Annotated in this window: 15 protein-coding genes and 1 pseudogene; 7 read left to right on the top strand and 9 right to left on the bottom strand. The window is 67.6% G+C overall.

The genetic code is table 11. The features are described 5' to 3' along the window. Positions 1 to 50: 50 nt before the first annotated feature. Both OG522_RS35145 and OG522_RS35150 read right to left on the bottom strand, forming a co-directional pair. A complete protein-coding gene (locus OG522_RS35145; RefSeq protein WP_329467090.1) occupies positions 51 to 1748 on the bottom strand; it encodes an MFS transporter in 1698 nt (565 codons plus the stop codon). Between the two features lie 31 nt (positions 1749 to 1779). Beyond that, entirely contained in the window at positions 1780 to 2217 is a 438-nt protein-coding gene (locus OG522_RS35150; RefSeq protein ID WP_329467091.1) for a MarR family winged helix-turn-helix transcriptional regulator, read from the bottom strand. Positions 2218 to 2670: 453 nt separating this feature from the next. On the opposite strand from OG522_RS35150, the gene OG522_RS35155 reads away from it, so the two are divergent. Next, positions 2671 to 3447, top strand: coding sequence for a hypothetical protein (locus OG522_RS35155; RefSeq protein WP_329467092.1), 777 nt, complete (start codon positions 2671 to 2673; stop codon positions 3445 to 3447). Positions 3448 to 3734: 287 nt separating this feature from the next. Here OG522_RS35155 and OG522_RS35160 read toward each other — a convergent pair whose 3' ends face one another. Beyond that, positions 3735 to 4517, bottom strand: coding sequence for an SDR family NAD(P)-dependent oxidoreductase (locus OG522_RS35160; RefSeq protein ID WP_329467093.1), 783 nt, complete (start codon positions 4515 to 4517; stop codon positions 3735 to 3737). Positions 4518 to 4603: 86 nt separating this feature from the next. On the opposite strand from OG522_RS35160, the gene OG522_RS35165 reads away from it, so the two are divergent. Continuing rightward, positions 4604 to 5455 (top strand): helix-turn-helix transcriptional regulator, encoded by an 852-nt coding sequence (locus OG522_RS35165; RefSeq protein WP_329467094.1) that lies wholly within the window; start codon positions 4604 to 4606, stop codon positions 5453 to 5455. A gap of 353 nt (positions 5456 to 5808) precedes the next feature. Here OG522_RS35165 and OG522_RS35170 read toward each other — a convergent pair. The 4 genes and pseudogenes from OG522_RS35170 to OG522_RS35185 all read right to left on the bottom strand — a co-directional run. Then, positions 5809 to 6111, bottom strand: a pseudogene (locus OG522_RS35170) (helix-turn-helix domain-containing protein); the annotation flags it as partial. A gap of 532 nt (positions 6112 to 6643) precedes the next feature. Continuing rightward, positions 6644 to 7597, bottom strand: coding sequence for a hypothetical protein (locus OG522_RS35175; RefSeq protein WP_329467095.1), 954 nt, complete (start codon positions 7595 to 7597; stop codon positions 6644 to 6646). A 791-nt stretch (positions 7598 to 8388) separates the two neighbouring features. After that, positions 8389 to 8856, bottom strand: coding sequence for a hypothetical protein (locus OG522_RS35180; RefSeq protein ID WP_329467096.1), 468 nt, complete (start codon positions 8854 to 8856; stop codon positions 8389 to 8391). 842 nt (positions 8857 to 9698) lie between these two features. Continuing rightward, positions 9699 to 10889, bottom strand: coding sequence for an IS110 family transposase (locus OG522_RS35185; RefSeq protein ID WP_329467856.1), 1191 nt, complete (start codon positions 10887 to 10889; stop codon positions 9699 to 9701). A 520-nt stretch (positions 10890 to 11409) separates the two neighbouring features. Here OG522_RS35185 and OG522_RS35190 point away from each other — a divergent pair. Together OG522_RS35190 and OG522_RS35195 are read left to right on the top strand one after the other, a co-directional pair. Further along, complete coding sequence (locus OG522_RS35190; protein WP_329467097.1) at positions 11410 to 12585, top strand: alpha/beta hydrolase family protein; 1176 nt, start codon at positions 11410 to 11412, stop codon at positions 12583 to 12585. 859 nt (positions 12586 to 13444) lie between these two features. Next, positions 13445 to 15982, top strand: coding sequence for an amino acid permease (locus tag OG522_RS35195; RefSeq protein WP_443074790.1), 2538 nt, complete (start codon positions 13445 to 13447; stop codon positions 15980 to 15982). A gap of 476 nt (positions 15983 to 16458) precedes the next feature. On the opposite strand, the gene OG522_RS35200 is transcribed toward OG522_RS35195, so the two are convergent. Then, complete coding sequence (locus OG522_RS35200) at positions 16459 to 16650, bottom strand: hypothetical protein (RefSeq protein WP_329467099.1); 192 nt, start codon at positions 16648 to 16650, stop codon at positions 16459 to 16461. A 313-nt stretch (positions 16651 to 16963) separates the two neighbouring features. Here OG522_RS35200 and OG522_RS35205 point away from each other — a divergent pair, with 313 nt between their 5' ends. The 3 genes from OG522_RS35205 (at position 16964) to OG522_RS35215 (ending at position 20720) form a co-directional block, all read left to right on the top strand. Continuing rightward, on the top strand, positions 16964 to 17809 hold the full coding sequence (locus OG522_RS35205; RefSeq protein WP_329467100.1) for an MBL fold metallo-hydrolase: 846 nt from the start codon (positions 16964 to 16966) through the stop codon (positions 17807 to 17809). Between the two features lie 2048 nt (positions 17810 to 19857). Next, positions 19858 to 20064, top strand: coding sequence for a hypothetical protein (locus tag OG522_RS35210; protein WP_329467101.1), 207 nt, complete (start codon positions 19858 to 19860; stop codon positions 20062 to 20064). Further along, on the top strand, positions 20061 to 20720 hold the full coding sequence (locus tag OG522_RS35215) for a phosphatase PAP2 family protein (protein ID WP_329467102.1): 660 nt from the start codon (positions 20061 to 20063) through the stop codon (positions 20718 to 20720). The genes OG522_RS35210 and OG522_RS35215 overlap by 4 nt, the downstream gene beginning before the upstream one ends. Positions 20721 to 20727: 7 nt before the next feature. Here the strand turns inward: OG522_RS35215 and OG522_RS35220 are convergent, their stop codons facing one another. Continuing rightward, entirely contained in the window at positions 20728 to 22062 is a 1335-nt protein-coding gene (locus tag OG522_RS35220; protein ID WP_329467103.1) for a glutamate-1-semialdehyde 2,1-aminomutase, read from the bottom strand. Positions 22063 to 22099 lie beyond the last annotated feature (37 nt).

The raw sequence follows: 22099 nt of genomic DNA on the forward strand, positions 1-22099 counted from the left end.
GGGATCCGTGGGGAATCACAGGGAATGAGTAGAGGGATTGAGGCTGTCGACTACTTGCCGGGCTCGATGCCCGCATCGCGCAGCAGTGAGGCGATTGCGGCGAGGAAGGCGAGGGTGGCGCCGAAGGCGAACACCACGACGAGGCCGGAGTGGAAGGGCCCTGAGATCAGGGTCGGGAAGAACTCGTGGCCGGTCAGGGCGTGTTGCTGCGCCGCCGTCAGATGATGCAGGGCCCCGCTGGGCTGGAGCAGGTGCTGGATGGGGTTGACGCCCAACTGGGCTGCGAATAAGGACGCCACTGGGGGAAGGTGGCCGATCTGGGTGCTGATGTCTGCCGGCACACCCTGCCCCTGCAGGCCGGTGCTGAGAGAGTGCGGAAGGCTGTCGGCCAGTCCGGCGATCATGAGGGAGAAGAACACGCCGATCGAGACGGCGGTGCCGGAGTTCTGGAAAGTGGCGCGCGTCCCCGAAGCCACGCCGCGCAGCTCCGTGGGCACGCTGCCCATGATCGACGAGGAGTTGGGGGAGGCGAACATCCCGCTGGCTATCCCGTTGATCGCGATCAGCATTGCGAAGATCCAGTAACTGAAGTTGATCGGCAGGACCATCAGGCCGAGGAAGCTGGCGCCGAACAGCGCCGCCCCGCCGGTGGCCAGGCCCCGGGAGCCGAGGCGATCCGACAGATAGCCCGACACCGGCCCTGCGGTGAGGAAGCCCGCGGTGAGCGGCAGCATGAAGATGCCCGCCCACAGCGGGGTGTCGACGTAGTCGTAGCCGTGCAGCGGTAGCCAGATGCCCTGCAGCCAGATGACCAGGAAGAACTGCATGCCGCCGCGGCCGATCGAGATGGCGAGGCCGGCCAGGTTGCCGAAAGCGAAGGCCCGCCGGCGGAACAGGCTCAGGTCGATCATGGGGGCCTCGAAGCGCCGCTCGATGACGACGAAAGCAGCCAGCAGCGCCAGCCCGCCGAAGATCAGCGTGTCGACCAGCGGGTTGGTCCACCCCATGGTGTGACCCTGGTACGGCTGCAGCCCGAAGGTGACGGCGATCAGGACCGCGCTGAGGCCCACCGCGAAGGTGATGTTGCCCCACCAGTCGATCCGGCCGCCCCCGCGCTGCCCGGTCTCGCGCAGGGTGCGGTACGCCCACACGGTGAAGAACACGCCGACCGGCACGTTCACCCAGAACACCGCGCGCCAGTCCCAGGCGGCCAGCAGACCCCCGGCGACCAGGCCGATGAACATGCCCGCCAGCCCCGCGACCTGGTTGATGCCCAGGGCGAAGCCGCGCTGCTCCCCGGGGAAGGCGTCGGTGAGGATCGCCGCCGAGTTGGCGGTCAGCATCGACCCGCCGGCGGCCTGGATCACCCGCCAGGCGATCAGCCACATCGCCGCGTGCCCTCCGTCGAAGGGGTCGAAGGACAGCAGGACCGAGGCGAAGGTGAAGACCGCGAAGCCGCTGTTGTAGATCCGGACCCGGCCGTACATGTCGCCCAGCCGGCCGACCGTGACCACCAGAACGGCCTGGACCAGCCGGTAACCCATGATCATCCACAGCAGGTACGCGATATTGCCCGGCGCGAGCGGATCGAGGTGGATGCCACGGAAGATCGCCGGCAGCGAGATCAGCACGATGGAGCCGTCCAGCGCGGACATGAAGACCGCGGCGGTCGTGTTCGTCAGAGCGGTCCACTTGTAGCGGTCCTCGGACGCCCGGCGAGGGGTGCGTATTCGGGAAAGAACTGTCATACGGGCTTGCTCCCTCATCGGCCGACAGGCGTCAGATACTCCGTGCGAGCCGCTCGAGCAGCGGTGCGACCGCGGCGAGCTGCTTCAGCTCGGCCCGGGTGAAGTCGCCACTGCTGAGGGCGCGGGAGAGGAGTTCGGCGCGCTCGTTGCGCTTGTCCTGCAGTGCCTGTCTGCCGGCCGCGGTCACCGACAGAACGACGCGCCTGCCGTCGTCGGGATCCCTGCGGCGCTCGACCAGCCCGCGCTCCTGCAGCACGGAGAGGGTCGCCCCCATGGCCTGCGCCGTGATCTGTGCCTCCCGGGCCAGCGCCGAGGAGGTGGTGGGGCCCGTGCGGTCCAGCCGGGACAGGGCGCCGCGCTCGGGCATCGACAGGCCGCTCCCGGTCGGGATCTGGCGTACGCGCCGCACCAGCACGCTGATGCTCGCGAGGAGATCGGAGGCGACTCCTTCGGAGTCCAGTTCGTCCATCACAATACTAAAGCTAACTTATAAACCCGCCTTAGTAAATTCCGGTGTGCCGTGCGTAGGTCGGTTACGGCTCCGCGGGATCGCACAGGCGTCGTCGGATCCTTCACTCGCCGGGCAGGATCGATCGAGCCGATTGGTCCATTGAAGGTCTCGGTCGCGCCTGACGTACTCCAAGGGGTGAGCGGGTTGACCAGGGAGGCACATCCGTGGCCGTTCGGCCACGGACTGGCCATTGCTCCTGTGATTCGGCCACGGGATTTGAGATCCCAGAGGATCTCCGATCAGAGAGTTCGTGGAGTTTTTATATGTCTAGTCCTGTTTGGTCGGGTGTGATCAGTTTTGGCCTGGTTACTTCTCTGAACCACTGAGCAACGATCACCGGGTCCGACGGCACTCCGGAGGGGCGCTGGGGCCACCGCTGGGAGTGCCGTGACGCCCCGATACTCTCCTCGGATGAGCGGTACCGCGGAGATCGTGGACATTCCGGAGTACGTGGACTTCGAGCTGGTCGCGGGTGAGCAACTCGCCCGCGAACCGGCCTTTTGGCTTGCCCACCTGCTGGTGACGATGGGGGACTGCTCGGCGGACGCGGAAGAGTACGGTGTCGCGCAGTCGGCGTACGAGGCAATGCTGGATCGCCTCAGCGATGCCGAGCAGCCGTGGCCGGTGATCCGCGTGCCTTTTGGCGGCGGACACACAGCCTTCGCCGTGTACGCCAACTTCGAGGACGAGAGCACCGTCGAGTTCGCCGTACGCCACCCGGCATGGGATCGCCTCGGACATCTGGGGGAGTGCGGGCCCGAGTCGGCCGGCCCCGGACTGTCCTGGGCAGAGCTGACTGTCATCGCCGCGAGCCTGCCGGAGAGCGCGTCGGACCTCGATGGTCTCGTCGATCAGGCACAGCGCCTGCTCCTCCTGCTGCCCATGCTCGGAGACCCAGCCACTCCAGAGGAGGCGTGGGCTGTCGTGGCTCGGGCCCTCTCCCGCTGCGGAATACCAGGAGACGTGGCTCCCCGGTTCGCGCGGGAACTGCTCGGGACTGATGCGGACGATCGGCGTGTGGAACCGTTCTGGACGGTTGCCGTGGACAATCCGGTGCCCGTCTGTTCCTCCCAGTACAGCCCGCGCCAAGTCCCGATCGCCCTTGGTATCACCCTGAATCAGGCCCAGGCCCTGGCCGACGCGCTCCGCGGCGACGGCCAGTCATCTTATGAGCTTGATTGGACGTAGTCACGAGCGCTCAGCGTCGTTAAGGGACCCAGTACGAGAGCCGGCACTCTGTCGTCCGCGCCTCCACCCACGCCTGGTACGCGGCCGGTCTAGGTTCCGCAGTTTCGTGAGCAATTCCTCGTGATCACGAGCACCGATCGAGCATTTCCGCGTGATCATGGGCAGTCGTGACGTTCAGTGGCTGTTCGCTCGTCACTGCTTTCGGACCGGAGGTCGAAGCGCGTGGCCTTCGTGGGGTGACACCGCGACGAACGTGTCCGGCGCCAATCTCCGAGGGGTGCCTGCCGTCAGGCGCCGGCTCCGCCATCCACGGGGAGCACCGCGCCAGTCACCATCGAGGCACGGTCGCTGAGCAGCCACGCGGCGGCCTCCGCGACCTCGCGCGGCTCCGCCATCCGCCCCAGCGGGACTGACTTGGTCACCTGCGCCTTGATGCCGGGGGTCGACGCCTCCCACGCATCGATCATCTCGGTGTCGGTGCCGCCCGGGGCAATGCCATTGACGCGGATACCGTCACGGGCCCAGCTCACCGCGGCGGTCTCGGTGAGACTGTTGAGCGCCCGCTTCATCGCGCCGTACGCCGGCAGGGCCGGGTTCGCGCGGCGGCTGCCGATGCTCGACGTGTTGACGATGGCGCCACCGCCGCCACGCCGCATGAGGGCCGCCTGCGCGTTCATGGCCGTCCAGTGCGCACGGAAGTTCACGGCGAACTGCTCGTCGATGTCCTCGTCGCTGGTGGTGTCGAGCGGACCGGGATGCTGGATCGCCGCACCGTTGTTGAAGGCACCGTCCAACCTTCCGTGCAGTTCCTCGACCCGGTCAACGGCCGCGCGAATACTCACGCGGTCGGCGAGGTCCATGGGGACAGCGTGTGCGATGCCGCCTTCCGCATGAAGGTCGGCGACGAGCTCATCGAGGGCGCTGGTCCCACGAGCCGCGAGGACTGCCGCCGCTCCCTCGCGAGCGAAGAGCCTGGCCGCCGCGGCGCCGATGCCACGGCTGGCGCCGGTGATGAAGACGACCTTGCCGGCGAGCAGACCAACAGGGGGGAAGTCCTTGGAATTCGTCATGACAACAGTCTTGGACCGGCGGCCGCACCGGATACAGGCACAAGCTGTACCAGGATCCGCCGGCGTGCTCCAGACACACTGGGTTCATGGACAAGCAGGAGCTGGGCGCGTTCCTCCGCAGCCGCCGCGAGCGGCTCCAGCCGCAGGACGTCGGTCTGCCTGTCGGACCGCGCCGACGAACCCCCGGGCTCCGCCGCGAGGAGACGGCGGTCCTCGCGCACATCTCCACTGAGTACTACGTCCGGCTGGAGCAGGGCCGCGCCCCCCGGCCGTCGGGCGAGGTTCTCGCCGGGATCGCGAGCGCACTGCGTCTCACTGACGCCGAGACCGACCATCTCCACGTCCTCGCGGGCACCGCGCCGACCCGGAACAGGCGACACAGCAAGGATGTGCGGCCGAGCATCCTCGCACTCCTGGAACGGCTGCCGCAGACGGCCGGCATCGTCGTGTCCGCCACGTTCGAGGTGCTTGCCTGGAACGACCTCGCCGCCGCCCTCATGGAGGACTTCGCGGCCATCACCCCCGAAGAACGCAACCTGGCCCGCCGCGCCTTCCTCGGCGCGGACCGCCCCGGCCGTCCCGTGTACGGCGTGTCCGACGTTTCCGAGTTCCGGCTCCATGTCGTGAGCGAGCTGCGCGCCACCGTGGCCCGCTTTCCGACGGATCCCGAGGTGCTCGTCCTCGTCGACGAACTCCGCGACGGCTGCCCGGACTTCGCCCGCCTGTGGGAGCGACACGACGTGCAAGCCGCCCCGACGCTTACCAAGACCTTCCACCACCCGGTCGTGGGCCCGGTCACCGTGAACTGCGACAACCTCGCTCTCACCGACCGCGACCAGCACCTGGTGCTCTACAGCGCACCGCTGGGATCACCCGACGCCGAGGCGCTGGCCCTGCTGAACGTGCTGGGTACTGATGCCATCGACTACAGGTTGTAGCGAGTACCCCAACCTACAGCGCCAAAAGCGACCCGCACATGTGCACAACGCGCCAGCCATCAACTGCGTGACCACGCCTGCCGCCCCTCACTCGAGGGGTGACGACCACGGCATCGCAGTGGTCAGCTGCTGCAGCAGCCCGCCTTCGCCGGTCAGCTGCAGACCCTCGCTCCGGGCCTGCGCGACGAGCTGGCGATGAGCTTCTGCTCGACCGTCGCGGCATCCAGCGACGGTTCCGCCTGGTCATCGACGGTCACGGACTTGGTCACGGTGTGAGTCGCTTGATGTCTCTTCCATGATCATCAATCACACCGGTGAGAGGGGCACCCGTCGAACGAGGCAGGGTCTGTACGCGTTCCGTCCAGAAGGACGAAGTCCGGGTCGTGCGCGCGCAGCGTCTTCAGTAGGCCCGGCGCCTGCTCGGCGAGCAAACCGGTGACCGCGGTGACGTAGGCGCCTGCGGTGTCGACGGATATCCCGAAGGCCGTGGCGATACGGGCGAGAGTGTCGTGGCGACGCAGATACCCGAGTGCGCCCAACGCACGGCGGTGCGGCGGGAGTTTGCACCGCCGGTCACTCTCACGGGTGACGATGAGCATCGTGACCCACTCGACCAGGGCGTGAGGCAGGTCGAGTGAGGCTGGATGCGGAACCAACAGGGCTCCCGCGCTGCGGAGTTGAGAACACCTCTCTCAACGGCACGGCAGCCCTGTCGTTGCGCACCCCGACCCCACACCACTCCGTCACCCGATCAGGCGCCACGCTGAAAACGCCCATGGATTGAGCAGTGGAACCAGGACCCCAAACCCTTCACCTGGACCAAGACCGCTGACGAGATCCTCAACTCCCTCGCCGACTAGCTCACCAAAATCAACCCACCAACCACCCATATATGAAAGCTACTCAGACCGTGTCCTACATGGTCAGTTGAGCGTTGTCCTGGCATGGGGAGTGGGCGGTGGGGATGGATTGTTCCCGGTTGTCTGCCGCTTCGACCAGCAGGGCGGTGTCTGCAGGGCCGCCATTTCCGGCGCATCACACTAGGAACCGCCTTCTCGCCGAGTGCTCTTGGGCCGGAAGCACTCAGCCGACTCTGCGGGGAACTCGGTCCCTTGAGTCCCGTCGGCCGCGGGCGAGAATGCCCGACCCGGGCCCTGCATCCGGCCAGCGCATCTCACCAGGATCCTGTTACGCGCTCTTGGCGGCGTCCACTTCCTGCTTCTCCTTGCGCTGAGCGTCCTGCAGTCGCTGAGCCTGCCTCACGATGATTTCTTGCTGATACGCAGCGCTGACCAGCGCGATGGTCTGCAAGTACTGAGTCTGGCGCTTGCACGTGACATCCGCGACGGCCACGGCGATCTCAGCGGGGGACGGCGGGGGCAGTGTCGCTCCTGGCGGAGTGGGCAGTCCTCGGCCGAGAAGACTCCGGTCGTGCGCGGGCGCTGCCGGATCTGGGTAGTCGAAGCCGGCGCTCTTCATGCAGGCACTCCACTTGGAGGTCACCGACTTGACGCGGCTGTCCCGGTGAGCGGCGCTGAGCGCCTCTGATCGGAGGTCCTGCAGAAGCACGAAAAGCGCCATCTCGGCGTCGCCGCCGAGCTTTTTATGCGCCTCGCCTTGGCATCCAATCTGACCTGTCTTAGGGTTATCAAAGTAGGCCTGTGACACCGCCTGAGTGATCTTTTCGCTGTCTTTTGGCTGGGACGTAGACGCAGCGAAGCTGACTGGATCCCGATAGCCGAAACTCTTGGCGCCGGCCATGTCGATCACCCCGTAGAGGACGAATGGCGCGGGTGGCTGTGGTCCGGTATTCCGCACAAGAGACGGGGGAAGCTCAAACCCCTTGCTTCGCATGCACTGCTGCGCGAGCGCAGTCTCAGCATGCGCAATCACTGCCTTATCATCTGCCGAGTCATACAAATCCAGCGGCAGAGTCATGGAACCGTCAGGTCTGATGACTGCGCCGCCGTCTTTAAAATTGATCGACTTGGCGGGATCGCCACTGGGTTCCGTGATAAGCGATGGAATCGAAGGCTCTGGCCCAGAGATATCGGGGAGGGCGTAATTTTGGGTGGATTTCCCCCCTGTGGAATTCACAGAACTACTGCATCCTCCGATCGCAGCAATGGTCATCAGTACCACGCCCGCCACCTGCACAGGCCTAGATTTACGGATCACTAATATATCCCACTCGAGGCGATAGTTGATTTAATAGCGGTCTTCGGTGTGTGGGGCGGTGCTACTGCTGTTCCAGCAATGGGACGGGGCCTCGATGGACTTCCTCGTGCAGGCGCCAAGTCGGTCATGGGGGTGAGGAAAGGTCGCGAACTGCATCAGGCCTGAGAGGTTCCTTCGATGGGTGCGGAAACAAGCGCCTGAACCGTCCTTATGGTCGTTGTTCCGGAACTGCCCCGTCAGTACGGAAAGCTGGCGGGGAGTGCTGGACGGTCTCGTGGCCACCGGCGGAAAGGGGCTGCTTAGCGGAGGATTAGTGCGGACGGATTCCATCCATGTGCTGTCGTTATCGCACTACCAGAACTGACGGGAACTGGCCGAAGATTGCCCGAAGGCAGAGCTGGATGCGGTGGGGCAGCCCCGCCGAGCCGGACTGGCTAAGCATCCAAGCGCTGCTGTATCGGTCAAGGCACCGCCCAGGCCGGATCGACGACCCCCGCGTTCTCAAGTTCCGGAGCAGGCATGGGAGGCCGGCGGATGGATCACCGCGGGCGGCATCAGCCGGTGGACGTGGTCACAGTGGCCAAGCAGCCCGACAGAAGGCATGCCGGAAGCCGTGCCCGGCCCGCCGACACGCCTCTTGCCTGCGCCCCGGGGCAGCCTGTACCGCGCTTCGCCCCGTCGCAGGGCGACGGGGCGAAGCGTTGGTATCCGACCTAGCCGACGGCGCCAGGTATTGGGCGGCGCCTACCCATCAATCAGTGCCAGCGCTGGTTGTGGTCCGAGTTTCCGACATCGTTGGAGTTTGCGTAGACATCGCCATGTCCGTCATCATCCAGGATGTAGCCAGTTTCCCTGTTCTGGAGCTTCCACCCCGTCGAGGTAGAGATCTCGTACCAGCGCTCCCACCAGTTCGTGCCGTCAGTTCCATAGTTGCAATTCTCGGTGTAGACCTGCCGGTAATATCCGGTCAGACACTGCGCGTTATACGCGTTCACTTCATTCCAGCTGCCATCGCTGTTGCTGATGTCACTCCACACGTTTTGATCGTTGGTGAGGTCGCTGTCCCAAACGCTTCCAGCTTTGTCCGCGAGAAGGTAGTAACCAGTCTGGCCGTTCTTCCAGGTTACCCCGGTGCCGGCGGACGCCGACCCGGAAGCCGCCATAAGTAGAGTCGGAATCACCGCCGCAACCAGAAGCGACTTGGCTATATTCATCTTCTTCATATCATTCTCATTCATTGCTTCGGGGGGCCGACGAGTCAACATGCAGTGGGCATATCGCCCTGTCGATTTCAAATCCGGAGCTTGTTGTGCCACTCGACGGAGGTGTGTCGCCCGGACGCCGTCTCGTCCGGAGGGATTAGACCAATGTGCCGGGTATAGACGCTACCCGCATCTCTGCTATTCACGCACCCCCTTTTTTGGCATGCTTCAAGCGGCAAGAAAAATCGAAACTTGAAAGGAATGCCCAGGGAGGTGAATGTATAACTCGGAACCCGGTAATCCGATTTTTTCGGATGTCGGAGATCGTAGCCGCGAGGGCGCGTCCGCGCAAGATCGAACTAAGTCTCTGGATGGGCTGTGAAGGAATGGGACGCGCAATACGTAAGGTTAGTTGATCTTTCGGTGCTCTCGGGTAAAATCGGCTCGAATCCCCTTGAAAGGGGAACCCGCCTGACCTTTGCTAAAGCTTGGATTCGTGCCGTCGTAGAGGCCCCTTGAGCCGGAGATCGGTGACGGAGTCGTAGGTCGCTGACCTTTTCTGGGAGTAACTGCCGTCTCTGTAGGCTGAGTTGCTGTACTTGCTGGATGTCTCGCCGCAGGCCGCTGCCGAGGAGTGTGCGGCGGAGTTCGGCGATCGGTTGGAGGAACTGCTGCTGGAGGCCAGCCGGTTCTACCCGCGGGTGGAGCCCCCCCCCGGATTTGTTCGGACGGGCGGAAGCGCGGCCGCGACCGGGGGAACGTGTCCCGCCCGCGCCATTCGCGCGGAGCCGTAGGTACGGGGGAACCCCGGCTCTTCTGCGCCGCCGATGACCAGTCGGCTCACTGATTCGTAATGCGGTCTGTCAAGCCGCCTGGGCAGTGGGTGGTTCGGCCTCGTAGGGCCGTCCGTCTCGTAGGAGAGCCCAGAGGACGTTGACCCGGCGGCGGGCCAGGGCCGGGACGGCCTGGATGTGGCGCTTGCCTTCGGCGCGCTTGCGTTCGTAAAACCGGCGGGAGTCCTCGCAGTGACGGATGCTGAACAACGCGGAGATGTAGAAGGCGCGTTGGAGCCGGCGGTTGGAGCGGCGTGGCCGGCGAAGGTTGCCGCTGATCCTGCCGGAGCCGCGGGGAACAGGTGCGACGCCGCCGAAGCCGGCAAGGCGGTCCGCGTTGCTGAAGAAGCTCATGTCGCCGCCGGTCGCGGCTAGAAACTCGGCACCGGGGATGACACCCAGGCCGGGCATGCTGGTGATCACTTTGAAGTCCTGATGCTCGCGAAACCGGGCTTCGATCGCCTTGTCAATGTCGGCGATCTGTTGGTTGAGGACCCTCACCTCCGCCGCCAGGGTGTGCACGAGCTGGGCGGTCAGTTTCTTTCCGGGCAGGCTGGTGTGCTGTCGGCCAGCGGTTTCGACGGCTGTCCCGGCGAGTCGGTCGGCGCGAGGGACCCTGCGTTTGCGCAGCCAGGTCTCCGGCCGTTTGACCCCGATCCGCCGCATGGCGGCTGGGGTCTGATAGCCGGTCAGCAGCACGAGCGGACCGGTGTTGGTCAGGGCTAGTGCCCGCTCCAGACCTGGGAAAATATCGGTGAGTTGGGCGCGGAGCCGGTTGACGGTGCGGGTGCGGTCGGCGACCAGGTCCGTGCGCCTACCGGTGAGGATCCTGAGGTCGGTGACGGTCTCCTCGCTGGTGCGTAAGGAGTGCAGGTCGCGGCGGATGCGGACCTGATCGGCGATGACGGCGGCGTCCTTCGCGTCGGTCCTGCCTTCGCCGCGGTAGCTCTCGGAGGCGCGGTGGATGGCCCGGCCGCAGATGTAGTGCACCGACTGGTCGTGGTTGAAGAGGACGCCGATGGCCAGGGCCGCTCTGCCGTCGGCCAGGTCGATTCCCCAGGTCACCTCGTCACCCAAAGCGAGGACGTCGGTGAGGAGTTCGAGGAGGTCGGGTTCGTCGTTGGCTACGCGTCGTGGCAGCAGCCGGTGGCCGCTCTCGTCGATGGCAACGCAGTGGTGGTGGGTCTTTCCTGCGCCGATTCCGGCCCAGATCATGGCTATGTGGTGCCTCGCGTGCGGTGTGCTGCTGGTACCTCCCGGCGGACGACCTCGCTGTCGATTCCCTACTCAGCGATCAGTCGCAAGTCCTCATTGGCAGCCGAGTCGTCGTGGGGCGCCGGGCGGCCAATCACTGAAAGCCATCAACGGCAGAGCCTTTTGAACCATACCCGGCACCCCTGGGTGGGTGACCCATACGAGGAGCTCACCACGTCCCGCAGAACAACGTAGGAAGCTCTTTCACGTGGGCCATCGATCGGGTGACGCCGACGGTGGTGTGTGGGCGGCAGAAGGGACGAGGCTCCCGGGCAGTTGAGGGAGGTATCCGACGTCTCATCTCGGTTGCCGGGGAGCCCCGTTGATTACGTATCCAGCCACGCTGGACCTGCCGCACACGCTCGTGGAGACGGTCACGATGCCGCCGGGTTAGGGGAGTGCTCCTGGCAAACCCCTGCGGGCAGGCGTCGTGCGTGCCCGTCTCCGGGCCGATGCCGTGGCGGGGAGCCCGAGCCACATTGATGCCATGAGACGAACTCATCGCATCGCCTCCGGAACGCTCGCGATCCTGCTCTCCCTTCCGCTGGTCCTGCCGGCCGCCTCGGCGCAGGCGGCCACCCCAGCCCCGGCCGTAACCGCTGCCGTCGGCACGGACGTCCACCTGACGCTGCCCCGCCCCACCGGCCCACACGCCGTCGGCCTCAGCACCCTGGACCTGGTGGACGCCCACCGCCAGGACCCGTGGGTGCCCTCCGCCGGCGCGCGCCGGCTGATGGTGTCGGTGTTCTACCCCGCACGGCCCGGCAACGGCAGACCCGCGCCCTACATGACCACCGAAGAGGCCGCGCTGCTGCTGCAGAAGCAGGCGCCGGGGGCCGGCATCCCGCCCGGCACGCTCAGCGGCACCCGCTCGTGGGCCCGGACCGGCGCCCGCCCGGCCCCCGGCCGCTTCCCGCTGATCGTGCTCTCACCCGGCTTCACCCTGCCGCGCCCCACGCTCACGAGCCTCGCCGAGGACCTGGCCAGCCGCGGCTATGCCGTCGTCCTCGTCAACCACACCTACGAGGACTCCGGAACCACCTTCCCCGACGGCCGGACGCTGACCTGCACCATCTGCGAGACCCTTCCCCGGCGCGGCTGGGTCGCCGTGAACGAGAGCCGAGCCAAGGACGTCTCGTTCGTCATCGACCAGCTGACCGGCCGTCATTCCCCGTGGCAGTACCACCGTACGATCGACCGGAGCCGCATCGGCATGGCGGGCCACTCCGCCGGTGGCAGTGCCGCCGCCTCGGCCATGGCCGCCGACCCGCGGGTGCGCGCCGGTGCGGACATGGACGGCACCTTCGACGTCCCTCCACCAGCCGCGGGCGTGGGCGCCCGGCCCTTCCTCCTGCTGGGCACCGAGTCCGAGCACGCGCCGGGCAAGGACACCTCCTGGGACCAGGCATGGGCGGACCTCGGCGGCTGGAAACGCTGGCTGACCGTCACGGGGGCGGTCCACTTCAACTTCACCGATCTACCGGTTCTCGCCTCCCAAGCGGGCTTCCCCCTCCCGGGCGAGACCATCGCCGCCGAGCGCGCGGCGGCGATCACCCGCGCCTACGTCGGTGCCTTCTTCGACCTCCAGCTGAAGGGGATTCCGCAGCCCCTCCTCAAGGGCCCCTCTCAGGCCTACCCGGAGGTCACGTTCCAGCATCCCTAGTTGCCGCTGAGTCGCCCAGTCCGGGGGCCAGGGCCCTTCTCTCGGCTCAAGCCCGGTCCGAGGAACGACACTTCCCGGCCGGCCCGAGTGGGGCCTGGTCCGCGACCGTCCCCCGGGACGAAGACGCGACTGCGATGGCCAACCATCTCTGAAAAGGTGGCCAACCACCGATTGCCACCGACCGCTCATCCGCGAACCTCCAGACGTCTCCGGCCACCCATCACTGGTGGTCACACCGCGGTCCTGTGGGACCGGCAACAGACGGGGTACTGCCACTCCCTCGTCGGGGTCGGCGCGGCCCCGCCCCGCGTGAACGCCTCCGTCCCAGCCCGGCCTTCGACCCTGCGGCCGCGGGCGCCGTGCACGGCTGTGCAGCGGCCGCGACACCAGCGGTCGGCCCTGGCGGCTCGACCTGGGTAGTCCCCGCAGGGGCCCCTGCACCGCTCCGCTCGGGTCACTGGCGGCAGCAGACGCAGGCACTCCTTCGTGTACGTGTCGTCCCTGACGGTATGGATGCCAAGCAGCCGGGGAGTGTGTTACGTGTCTACCCATAGGAGAACTTTATGAGAGTACATACCACTTTGATCGCTGCTGTACCGGCTGCTGTCGCCGTCCTGGCCACTGTGGGAGCAGCTGCCGCAGACGGGAACGACGACGCCTCCGGCACCATCACCCAGACCGCTGACTCGGGTCCGGGTCCCGACCAGGGGGCGAGCCCCCTGAGGTGAGCGGGGGCCGGGGATGGGCAGGCGGCAAGCCGCCCCCTGGTCGTCGTCCGGCGTCCGACGTGCCGGGCGCGCCCGGCGCCGGTGCGGGAAGGAAGGGACTGAGGTCCGGCGCTCTGGGGCTGTTCTCCTCCGTGGCCATCGGCATAGCCTCCACTGCCCCTGCCTACAGCCTGGCGGCCACGCTCGGTCTCATCGTGGCGGCCGTCGGCCCCCAGGCGCCGATCGTCACGATGCTCGCCTTCATCCCGATGCTGTTGATCGCGTATGCCTACAGGGAACTCAACGCGAGCAACGCCGACTGCGGGACCACGTTCTCCTGGGCCACGCGTGCCTTCGGTCCGCGCGTCGGCTGGATGGGCGGCTGGGGCATCATCGTCGCGGACATCATCGTCATGGCGAACCTCGCCGAGATCGCCGGCATCTACAGTTTCCGGCTCTTTGGCTACGACACCCTCGCTGAGAACCGGGTATGGACCACACTCGTCGGGGTTCTCTGGATCGGTGTGATGACCGCGATCTGTTATGTCGGTATCGAGATCTCGGCCGCCGTTCAGTGTGTGCTCCTCCTCCTGGAGGTGGCCGTCCTGCTGCTGTTCGCCGGCACCGCCCTGGTGAAGGTCTATACCAGCAACCCGGAGACGGCGTTCCACGTTTCCGCCTCCTGGTTCAATCCGTTGCACGTGTCCTCCAGCCGAGCCCTGACTGCGGGCATCCTCGCCGCCGTCTTCATCTACTGGGGCTGGGACACCGCCGTCACGGTCAACGAGGAGACCGCCGAGAGCACGCGCATCCCCGGGCGCGCCGCGGTCATCTCGACCGTGCTGCTGCTGTTCACGTACGCCCTGGTGGCGACCTCCGTGCAGGCGTTCGCCGGAGTCGGCACCACCGGGATCGGGCTGGGCAACCGGGACAACGCGGAGGATGTGTTCTTGGGGCTCGGCTCCGCCGTCTTCGGCACCCACGGCTCGGGGGTCTTCCTTGCCAAGCTGCTGATCCTCATGGTGCTGACCTCCGCGGCGGCCTCAACCCAGACCACCATCCTGCCCCTGGCCCGGACGGTCTTCTCCATGGCCGCGCACAAGGCCCTTCCCTCCCGCTTCGCCCGGGTTCACCGCAGATTCCTCACCCCGACCTGGCCGACTGTCGGCATGGGCCTGGCTTCCATCGCGTTCCTGGTCCTGCTGACGATGATCAGCCATGACTTCCTGGCCGACTCCATCGGCTCGATCGGCCTCGCGATCGCGTTCTACTACGGGCTCACCGGCTTTGCCTGTGTCTGGTACTACCGACGGGTGCTCACCCGTAGCCGCAGGGACTTCCTGTTCAGGGGCCTGCTGCCGGGTCTCGGCGGGCTGATGATGCTCTCCCTCTTCTGCTACGCCGCCTTCGACGTCTACGCCGATCCGGGCTACGGCAAGACGTCCTTCGACCTTCCACTCATCGGACCGACGGGGGGAGTGACCGTCGTGGGCATCGGCGCCCTGCTGATCGGCGTCGTGCTGATGTTGATCGTCACCCATGAGCACACCACGGCGCTCAGACTTCAGCGGAGCCTGCTGCCCGACAGCCTGCCGCCGCACAGCGCCGTGGAGCTGGCGAGCCGATACGTTCCGGCCGACAACCGGACGGGGGTTGGCGGCGACTGGTTCGACGCGATCCCCCTCTCGGGCACGCGCGTCGCTCTGGTCGTCGGCGAGGTGATCGGCCACGGCCTGCGCGCCGCCGCCACCATGGGACGCCTGAGCACGGGTGTACGCGTCCTCGCCGGCCTCGATCTCGCCCCGGACGAACTCCTCTTCCGCCTGGACGACATGGTCCGTCAGTCCGCCCAGGAGCAGACAGCGAAGCGTCGCGCCCCGGGCGCGGTCGGCACGAAGCCGGCGGACGAGGCGGCCCTCGGGGTCTCGTGCCTGTTCGCGGTGTACGACCCGGTGTCCGGGTGGTGCACCATGGCGCGCGCCGGCCAGCCGATGGCAGCGGTCCTCCCCCCGGACAGCGCCATCGCCACGTATCCGGAACTGCCGGCGGGCCCACCCCTGGGTGTGAGCGGTCTGCCGTACGAAAGCACGGAATTCCGGCTCGCCCCGGGCAGCATCATGGCGCTCTTCACCGATGGCCTCGTCCAGTCCGCCGACGACGGATCCGGCACGGGACTCGGTCTGCTCGCCGAAACCCTCGCCCAGTCCTCCCGGCCGCTGGAAGAGCTGTGTGACCGCGCGGTCGCGGCCCTCCTGCCGGGTCCGGTGAACGACGATGCCACCCTGCTGCTCGTCCGCACCCGGATGCTCGCTGAGGACCAGGTGACCGCGTGGGAACTGCCTCCCGATCCCGCGAGGGTCGGCGATGCACGGACCGCGTCCACGGAACAGCTCGTCGCATGGGGCCTTGACGACCTGGTGTTCACGACCGAACTCATCGTCAGCGAGCTGGTCACCAACGCCATCCGCTACGCCGCCGGACCGGTCCACATCCGGCTCATCCGCGATGAGACGCTCATCTGCGAAGTGTCCGACACCGGGCACACCTCACCCCATCTACGGCACGCCGAGACAGATGACGAGGGCGGCCGCGGCCTGTTCATCATCGCCCAGATGGCTCAGCGGTGGGGCACCCGCTACACGGCCACCGGCAAGACGATCTGGGTGGAACAGGCTCTGCCGTCCGGCTAGACAACGCTCCGGGGGCAGGCGGGCGCCATGCCCCGCCCCGTTCAACGGTCACCGCCCACCAGGCGGAAATTGTTCTCCTGCAGCCGTCGCAGGACGGCACCGCCCCACGCCTGCGCGCTCCTCGGCCACCTCCGACTCCTGCACACGGTGCAGCGTCCGGCCGATGCTGTCTGCCACCCAGCTGGTGTGGATCGGCCACATCTACTCGTTCATCATCGCGGGCCTGCTCGTCTCCGTGGGACGGCCTCGGCGACCGTATCGGCCGCAAGAAACGGCTGCTCACCGGCGCTCGTTGAGGGAGTGCAGGGCGCACGCGAGCGCAAGCGCCGCAGCCGGAGAGCTGTCCTTGCCGAAGGCGGCGGCGCTGAGCCAACGTCCGGACTTCAGCGGGCATGGCAGGACTCCGTCGCTGGTTGGCCGACGGCGCTGGCCAGCGTTCGGGGGCGGGGCACCGTGGGCAGGACGAAGCCGAGCGGTCAGCCCGCGCGGTCCTCATCCAAGAGCTTCTTCGCCCATGCCGGTTCGGTACGAACGCGCTGAGGCAGCAGGGTATTGAGGACGAGGCTGGACTGGAGGTGGAGCGCGAGCGGCTGGCGGACGGCCCGTCGGGCGGAGTGAAGGTGACCCGACACGGTGAGCTGCGCCTGGAGGCCGGTGGGATCGTCCAAGGCGGCCCGCGCATTCTTAACGCGGACGCGCCCGAAGGCTCTGCCACGGAAGGCTGGTGGTTCTCAACCGGAGATGAGCGCGTGTCGATGGCATACGGATTCATGATCGGAGCAGGAGGCGAGTTCGGGATCCGCGCCGAACGCTGGACACTCCTGAGGGCGAGGCGGGCGCCGGCTGGCCGCCGTGGCTTCTTCGCCTCGGCGTCCGTGTGATGTGTCTTGCCGGGAACAAGCCACCCGGCGGCGGCTGTTGGTCCGGGCGCCATCAACCGCGGTATTCCTCGTCGGGAGGGCTCTCATGTCGTCGTCGAACATGTCGTCTGCGAAGCCGGTCGCGCCGGTCACCGGTCTCGAGTTGCCGATCTGTGTCACCTGCGGTGTGCAGTATGACGCGCCCCGCTCTGACTGCCCGGTCTGTCTGGACGAGCGGCAGTACGTCGCGTGGGCGGGCCAACAGTGGACCTCGCTGGCCGAGTTGCGCGCGAGTGGCCGCAGCGGTCGGCTCCGCGAGGAGGGCCCGGGTGTGATCGGGGTCGGCGTGGATCCGTCGGTTGCCGTCGGCCAGCGAGCACTGTTGATCCGCTCACCGTCCGGCAATGTGCTGTGGGACTGCGTGGGCTACCTCGACGACGACCTGGCTGCCGAGATCGAGGAGCTGGGCGGGATCAGCGCGATCGCCGTCAGTCATCCGCACTTCTACGGCGTCATGACCGAGTGGGGCCGGGCCTTCGGCGCCCCGGTGTACATCCACGCGGCGGACCGCGACTGGGTGGGCCGGCCCGACCCGACGATCGAGTACTGGGACGGCGACATCCAGCTGATCGCGCCCGGCATGACTCTGATCAACGCGGGAACGCACTTCGCCGGCGGCACGGTGCTGCACTGGGCCGACGACCCCGAAGGGCGCGGGGCGCTGTTCAGCGGCGACATCTTCATGGTCGTGATGGACCGCCGGTGGGTCAGCTTCATGTACAGCATCCCCAACTTCATTCCGGAGCGCCCCAGCACGATCCGCCGCGCGCTCGAACTGGTCGAGCCCTTCGACTTCGCCTGCATATACGGCGCGTTCTGGGGGCGGGTCGTCACTGCCGACGGGGCAGCCGCACTGCGGCGCTCCGCGGACCGCTACCTGCGCTTCGCACTCGACGACGAGGCGTAGGCCGATGTCCCGCTGACTGCTGGCAACTGGCTCCTGGCTGGTCGTCGCGTCGGGCGGGAAGGACCGGCACCCGGACTGGTCCCTGAACTCGATGGGGTCCCGGACCGGGCGTTGTTCGAACTGCCCGGCCGCGCCGGCACCCGGTGCCGCTGGAGAACGCTCCCTGGACGCCCGCGAAGGCGAGCCGGTACATCGTCGGCAAGCCGGGGGAGTGGAGCCACCGCCTGGACAGTGACCGGGAAGCGAACATCACCGAGGTGACCGTCTGCTGGCTCGGGCCGCGCTCACCGACGGCGGCCGCCGGATCAGCGTCCATCTCGCCGACCAGGACCACCAGGCGCTCATCCTGACGCGCGAGGGTGGGCGTGTTGGTGTACGGGGTGGCGGCTGGTCTGGTGTGTTGCTGGTTCGCTGAGAGGCTGGGTGGGGGCTTCGGCGGGGAGGCCGGGGCGTGTGAGCTGGGGCTGTGTGTTCTGTGGTGAGTATGGCTGGGTTCGTTGAAGGTAGTTCTGAAGCGAAAAGGCTCGGCTGGTGTTTGTGCTGGTCAGGGCTGTTCTGTCTGCTCGGCGGCTGGGTTGGCGGCCTCGGCCTTGGGTGGGGAGGTGGTGGGTTTCGGCGAGGTGGTCGAGGCGGATGGCGTCGAGTGATTGCTTGGTGAGTGACGTCGGAGCCGGTGTAGCCGGGCAGGTGCTGGCAGAACAGCGCGTTGATGGTGCCGAAGGCGCGCTCTACGATGCCTTTCGCCCCGGCGGCTTTCCCTGGGTCGACACCAGCAACAGTGAAGCTCGCTCCTTCCTGGAGAACGCGCCCTTCACCGATGAGCAGAAGGCCGACATCGGCCACCGCAACTGGGACCCGTGCTGTTCGGGCTCGCCTACCCCACCCCACCCAGGCTGCGCGCGATCCTCGGGTCATCGGCGGCCGGAACCGTCCCGGTCGCGCATCATGTTCGGCCGCTCGCTCGGAGCGAGGCGGCCGCATTGCTGGGCGCCGACGGGGGAGCGCTGTGAGGCAACTCCCGTCACCTCGCGACCGCGTCAGGATGAAAGGCCCTCACGGCTGTCAACGCCCGCCATCCGACGGCTATTTGCGCGACCGCATCGTTGGTTAAGGTGGCAAGAAGGGACTGATTCTGATGCCTTTGACCAAGGTGAGGTGCCGGCTGGCGAGTTCGGGGCCCCGCAGGCTGACGGCTCCCGCGCACGCCAAGCCAGAGACGACGGGGGACTGTTGGGGAGACGGCGTCAGCAGAAGCCGATGGCCACGTCGGGCGGCGGCAGTGGCGTTGGATCGCTTGGCCGGAGCGGGCCTGGACATCGGTCCAGCCCAGTTCGCGCTTGACGTGTTTGCAATCTCGCTCGGTCCAGCCGCGCGCAGCCCGTGCATCTGACGATCCCGGCCATATCGGCGGGAGGCAGCCGACAGTTCGCACGAGCACGGCATCGCGGTAGCGGCGGGTGACATGGAGTCGGCCCCGATGGGAGGGGGAGGTGCGTCGCATCTGCCGGATGGTCTGCGACGGTGTGCGGGCTCTTGCTCGTCTCGGTCATGAGTGGGGGGTTCGGCTCGACCGTCACCACGGAGGGGGCCGCGGCGCGGTCGAGTTCGGCGGTGAAGCATGGGCTTCGGCCGTGCGTGCAGAGGCAGTTGGCGACCGGGGCCCAAGACGCGATGCGCGCGGCGCGGGCTCGGACCGCAAGGTGGGCGGCCAGTTGGCCCTTGGCGTGAAAGGCCGGATCCGCAGGCCCTCGGGGCAGGGTGGGAGCCCGCGGCTGGTCGGGCACGGTGAGCGGCGGGTAGCACACACGCTCATCGGCTCGGGCCGTGACGGCTGCGCCAAGGCCGTCCCCGCCTCGTCCGGGGGAGCCGAGGTGCTGCCGGGCCACAGAGGCAGTGACATACCCGGACTTACGGCCTCGGGAGCCGTACGGAAACAACGCCCCGCCGTTGTGGGGCGCGGTCGCCGACGCGGGCATCAGCAGGTCGATCCGCCGAGTGTCGACCGGCTCGTGGTCTCAGGGGGGCCGGGACGCAAGCCACTGCTGCGGGTGGCAGGCAAGAAGGTCACCGAAAGCAGGCCGGGCAGTCTTCAAGAGGGCCTGGAACAGGGGAAACAGGAAGCCGCCGATGTATGGCTGTTCACCGGCCGGATGAAGGGCCTCGCCCCCACCCTGCCGCAAGGAGTCAAGATCCGGAACACCCTCCACCGATCCCGGCGAACCACCCCGGGCCGACCTGACGCGGTGGGCGTGTGACCGGGCGGCCCGCGCCCGCGGCGCTGCCCCCGTCGCTGCGCGCGCGGCTCGGCCTGATCGCGGCGCTCGCCGCGCTGGTGGTCGTCGTACTCGGGGTCCTGTACGCGGACGACGGCAGGCCCGGCCCGGTGGACGGGTGGATCCAGCCGGCGGTGGACGGCGTGCGGCCGCCGTGGCGCCAAGTCGCCCTGATCACGGACTTCTTGGGGGAACCGGCAGGAGCGGCGACGCTGGTCGTGGCCATCGTGACGGGCTGCCTGCTGCTTCGGCGCCCTCGGGCAGCGGTGCTCGTCGTTGCCGGCGTCGGCATGAGCGTGGGGACCGCGACGCTGCTCAAGCATGTGGTGGGGCGCACCATCCACGGCGACGGCAACCTGTCCTATCCGAGCGGGCACACCGCCTTCGCCACCGCGCTCGCCCTCGTGGTGGCCCTGCTTGTGACCGGCAGGACCGGCCTTGGCAGGACGGCCGGCACGTCGCTCGTGCTCGCCGCGGCGCTGGTGGCCGGCGCAGCCATGGGCTGGGCCGAGGTCGCCCTGGGCGCGCACTACCCGACCGATGTCCTCGGCGGCTGGTGCACCGCGTTGGCGGTGGTACCGGCGACCGCCTGGCTGGTCGACCGGATCGCCGACGCCCTTCAGCCAGAACGCCGCTGACGTCACGTCATGCCAATTGCCGGAACACTGGCTTCACCGGTCGCCCCGCCATCCAAGGGGTGGGGTCGGCGGCGTCCAGTGCCTTGCGGTACACCGCACATGCCTGGGCCACCACGTCGACGGTGTGATCGATGTCGGCGTCGCTGAGCGTGCTGCTCACCACGAACGACGGGGCAAGCACCCCGCCCGCGAGGAGCCGGCGCAGGAACAGGGTGCGGTACCGCTGCGACGGCTGCCCGTTCTCGTCGAGAGTGGCGAAAACCAGATTGCTGGCCCGGCCCCGGACGACGATGTGGTCGCCGACGCCCATGGCGGCCGCGGCGTCGCGTACACCGGCGGCCAACCGCTCGCCGAGAGCGTGCAGCCGCGCGGTGATGCCCTCCTCGACGTAGGTGGTCTGCACGGCCATCGCGGCTGCCAGCGCGTGCGTTTCTGCACCGTGCGTGGTGGACAGCAGGAACACCCGCTCGCCGGAGTGACGCAGCCCGCCCAGTTCCATCAGATCGCGGCGCCCGGCCAGCGCGGATACGGCGAATCCGTTGCCCAGCGCCTTGCCGAAGGTGGAGAGGTCGGGAACGACGCCGTACAGGCCCTGGGCGCCCGCCTCGGACCAGCGGAAGCCGGTGATCATCTCATCGAAGATCAGTACGCAGCCGTGCCGGTCGGCCAGTTCGCGCAGTCCTGCGAGGTATCCGGGCGGTGGCTCGGTGTGGGTGGCGGGTTCGAGGATCAGGCAGGCGACCTCGTCCTGGTACCGGGCGAGCAACTCCTCCGTGGCGGCCAAGTCCCCGTAAGGGAACGCCACGGTGAGCCCGGTGGTCGCCGTCGGAATCCCGGCGGACATCGGCGTGGTGCCGATGAACCAGTCGTCGACGGAGAAGAACGGATGGTCGGCGCAGATGGCCACTCGCGGGCGTCCGGTGACCGCGCGGGCGAGGCGCACCGCGGCGGTCGTGGCGTCCGAGCCGTTCTTCGCGAACTTCACCATATCGGCGGTCGGCACCGTGGCCAGGAAGCGTTCCGCGGCCTCGACCTCCACGATGGACGGCCTGACGAAATTGCTGCCGCGGTCGAGTTCCCGCCGTACCGCCTCGATGACGCGTGGGTGGGCGTGGCCGAGGCTGACCGACCGAAGGCCGGAGCCGTACTCGACGTAGCGGTTGCCGTCGATGTCCCACACGTGGGCGCCGCGGCCGTGGCTGATCACCGGGGCCAGGTTCTCGGGGTACTGGTCGTCGCCCTTGGCGTAGGTGTGCGCGCCACCGGGGACCATCGCGTGCAACCGCTCGTTCGCCAGCCGCGACCGGGGCAGGAGGAACTCTTCGGTGTCTTCGGTGTCCAATCCGACCCCAACTCTCCTTGTGAATAAGGGATGTTGC

The organism is Streptomyces sp. NBC_01431 (assembly GCF_036231355.1).
GTDB lineage: Bacteria > Actinomycetota > Actinomycetes > Streptomycetales > Streptomycetaceae > Streptomyces.

What these genes read in the sequence shown, in the direction of transcription:
- OG522_RS35145 (WP_329467090.1), bottom strand. Translation starts at nt 1,748, where the DNA reads ATGACAGTTCTTTCCCGAATACGCACCCCTCGCCGGGCGTCCGAGGAC.
- OG522_RS35150 (WP_329467091.1), bottom strand. Translation starts at nt 2,217, where the DNA reads ATGGACGAACTGGACTCCGAAGGAGTCGCCTCCGATCTCCTCGCGAGC.
- OG522_RS35155 (WP_329467092.1), top strand. Translation starts at nt 2,671, where the DNA reads ATGAGCGGTACCGCGGAGATCGTGGACATTCCGGAGTACGTGGACTTC.
- OG522_RS35160 (WP_329467093.1), bottom strand. Translation starts at nt 4,517, where the DNA reads ATGACGAATTCCAAGGACTTCCCCCCTGTTGGTCTGCTCGCCGGCAAG.
- OG522_RS35165 (WP_329467094.1), top strand. Translation starts at nt 4,604, where the DNA reads ATGGACAAGCAGGAGCTGGGCGCGTTCCTCCGCAGCCGCCGCGAGCGG.
- OG522_RS35180 (WP_329467096.1), bottom strand. Translation starts at nt 8,856, where the DNA reads ATGAAGAAGATGAATATAGCCAAGTCGCTTCTGGTTGCGGCGGTGATT.
- OG522_RS35190 (WP_329467097.1), top strand. Translation starts at nt 11,410, where the DNA reads ATGAGACGAACTCATCGCATCGCCTCCGGAACGCTCGCGATCCTGCTC.
- OG522_RS35205 (WP_329467100.1), top strand. Translation starts at nt 16,964, where the DNA reads ATGTCGTCTGCGAAGCCGGTCGCGCCGGTCACCGGTCTCGAGTTGCCG.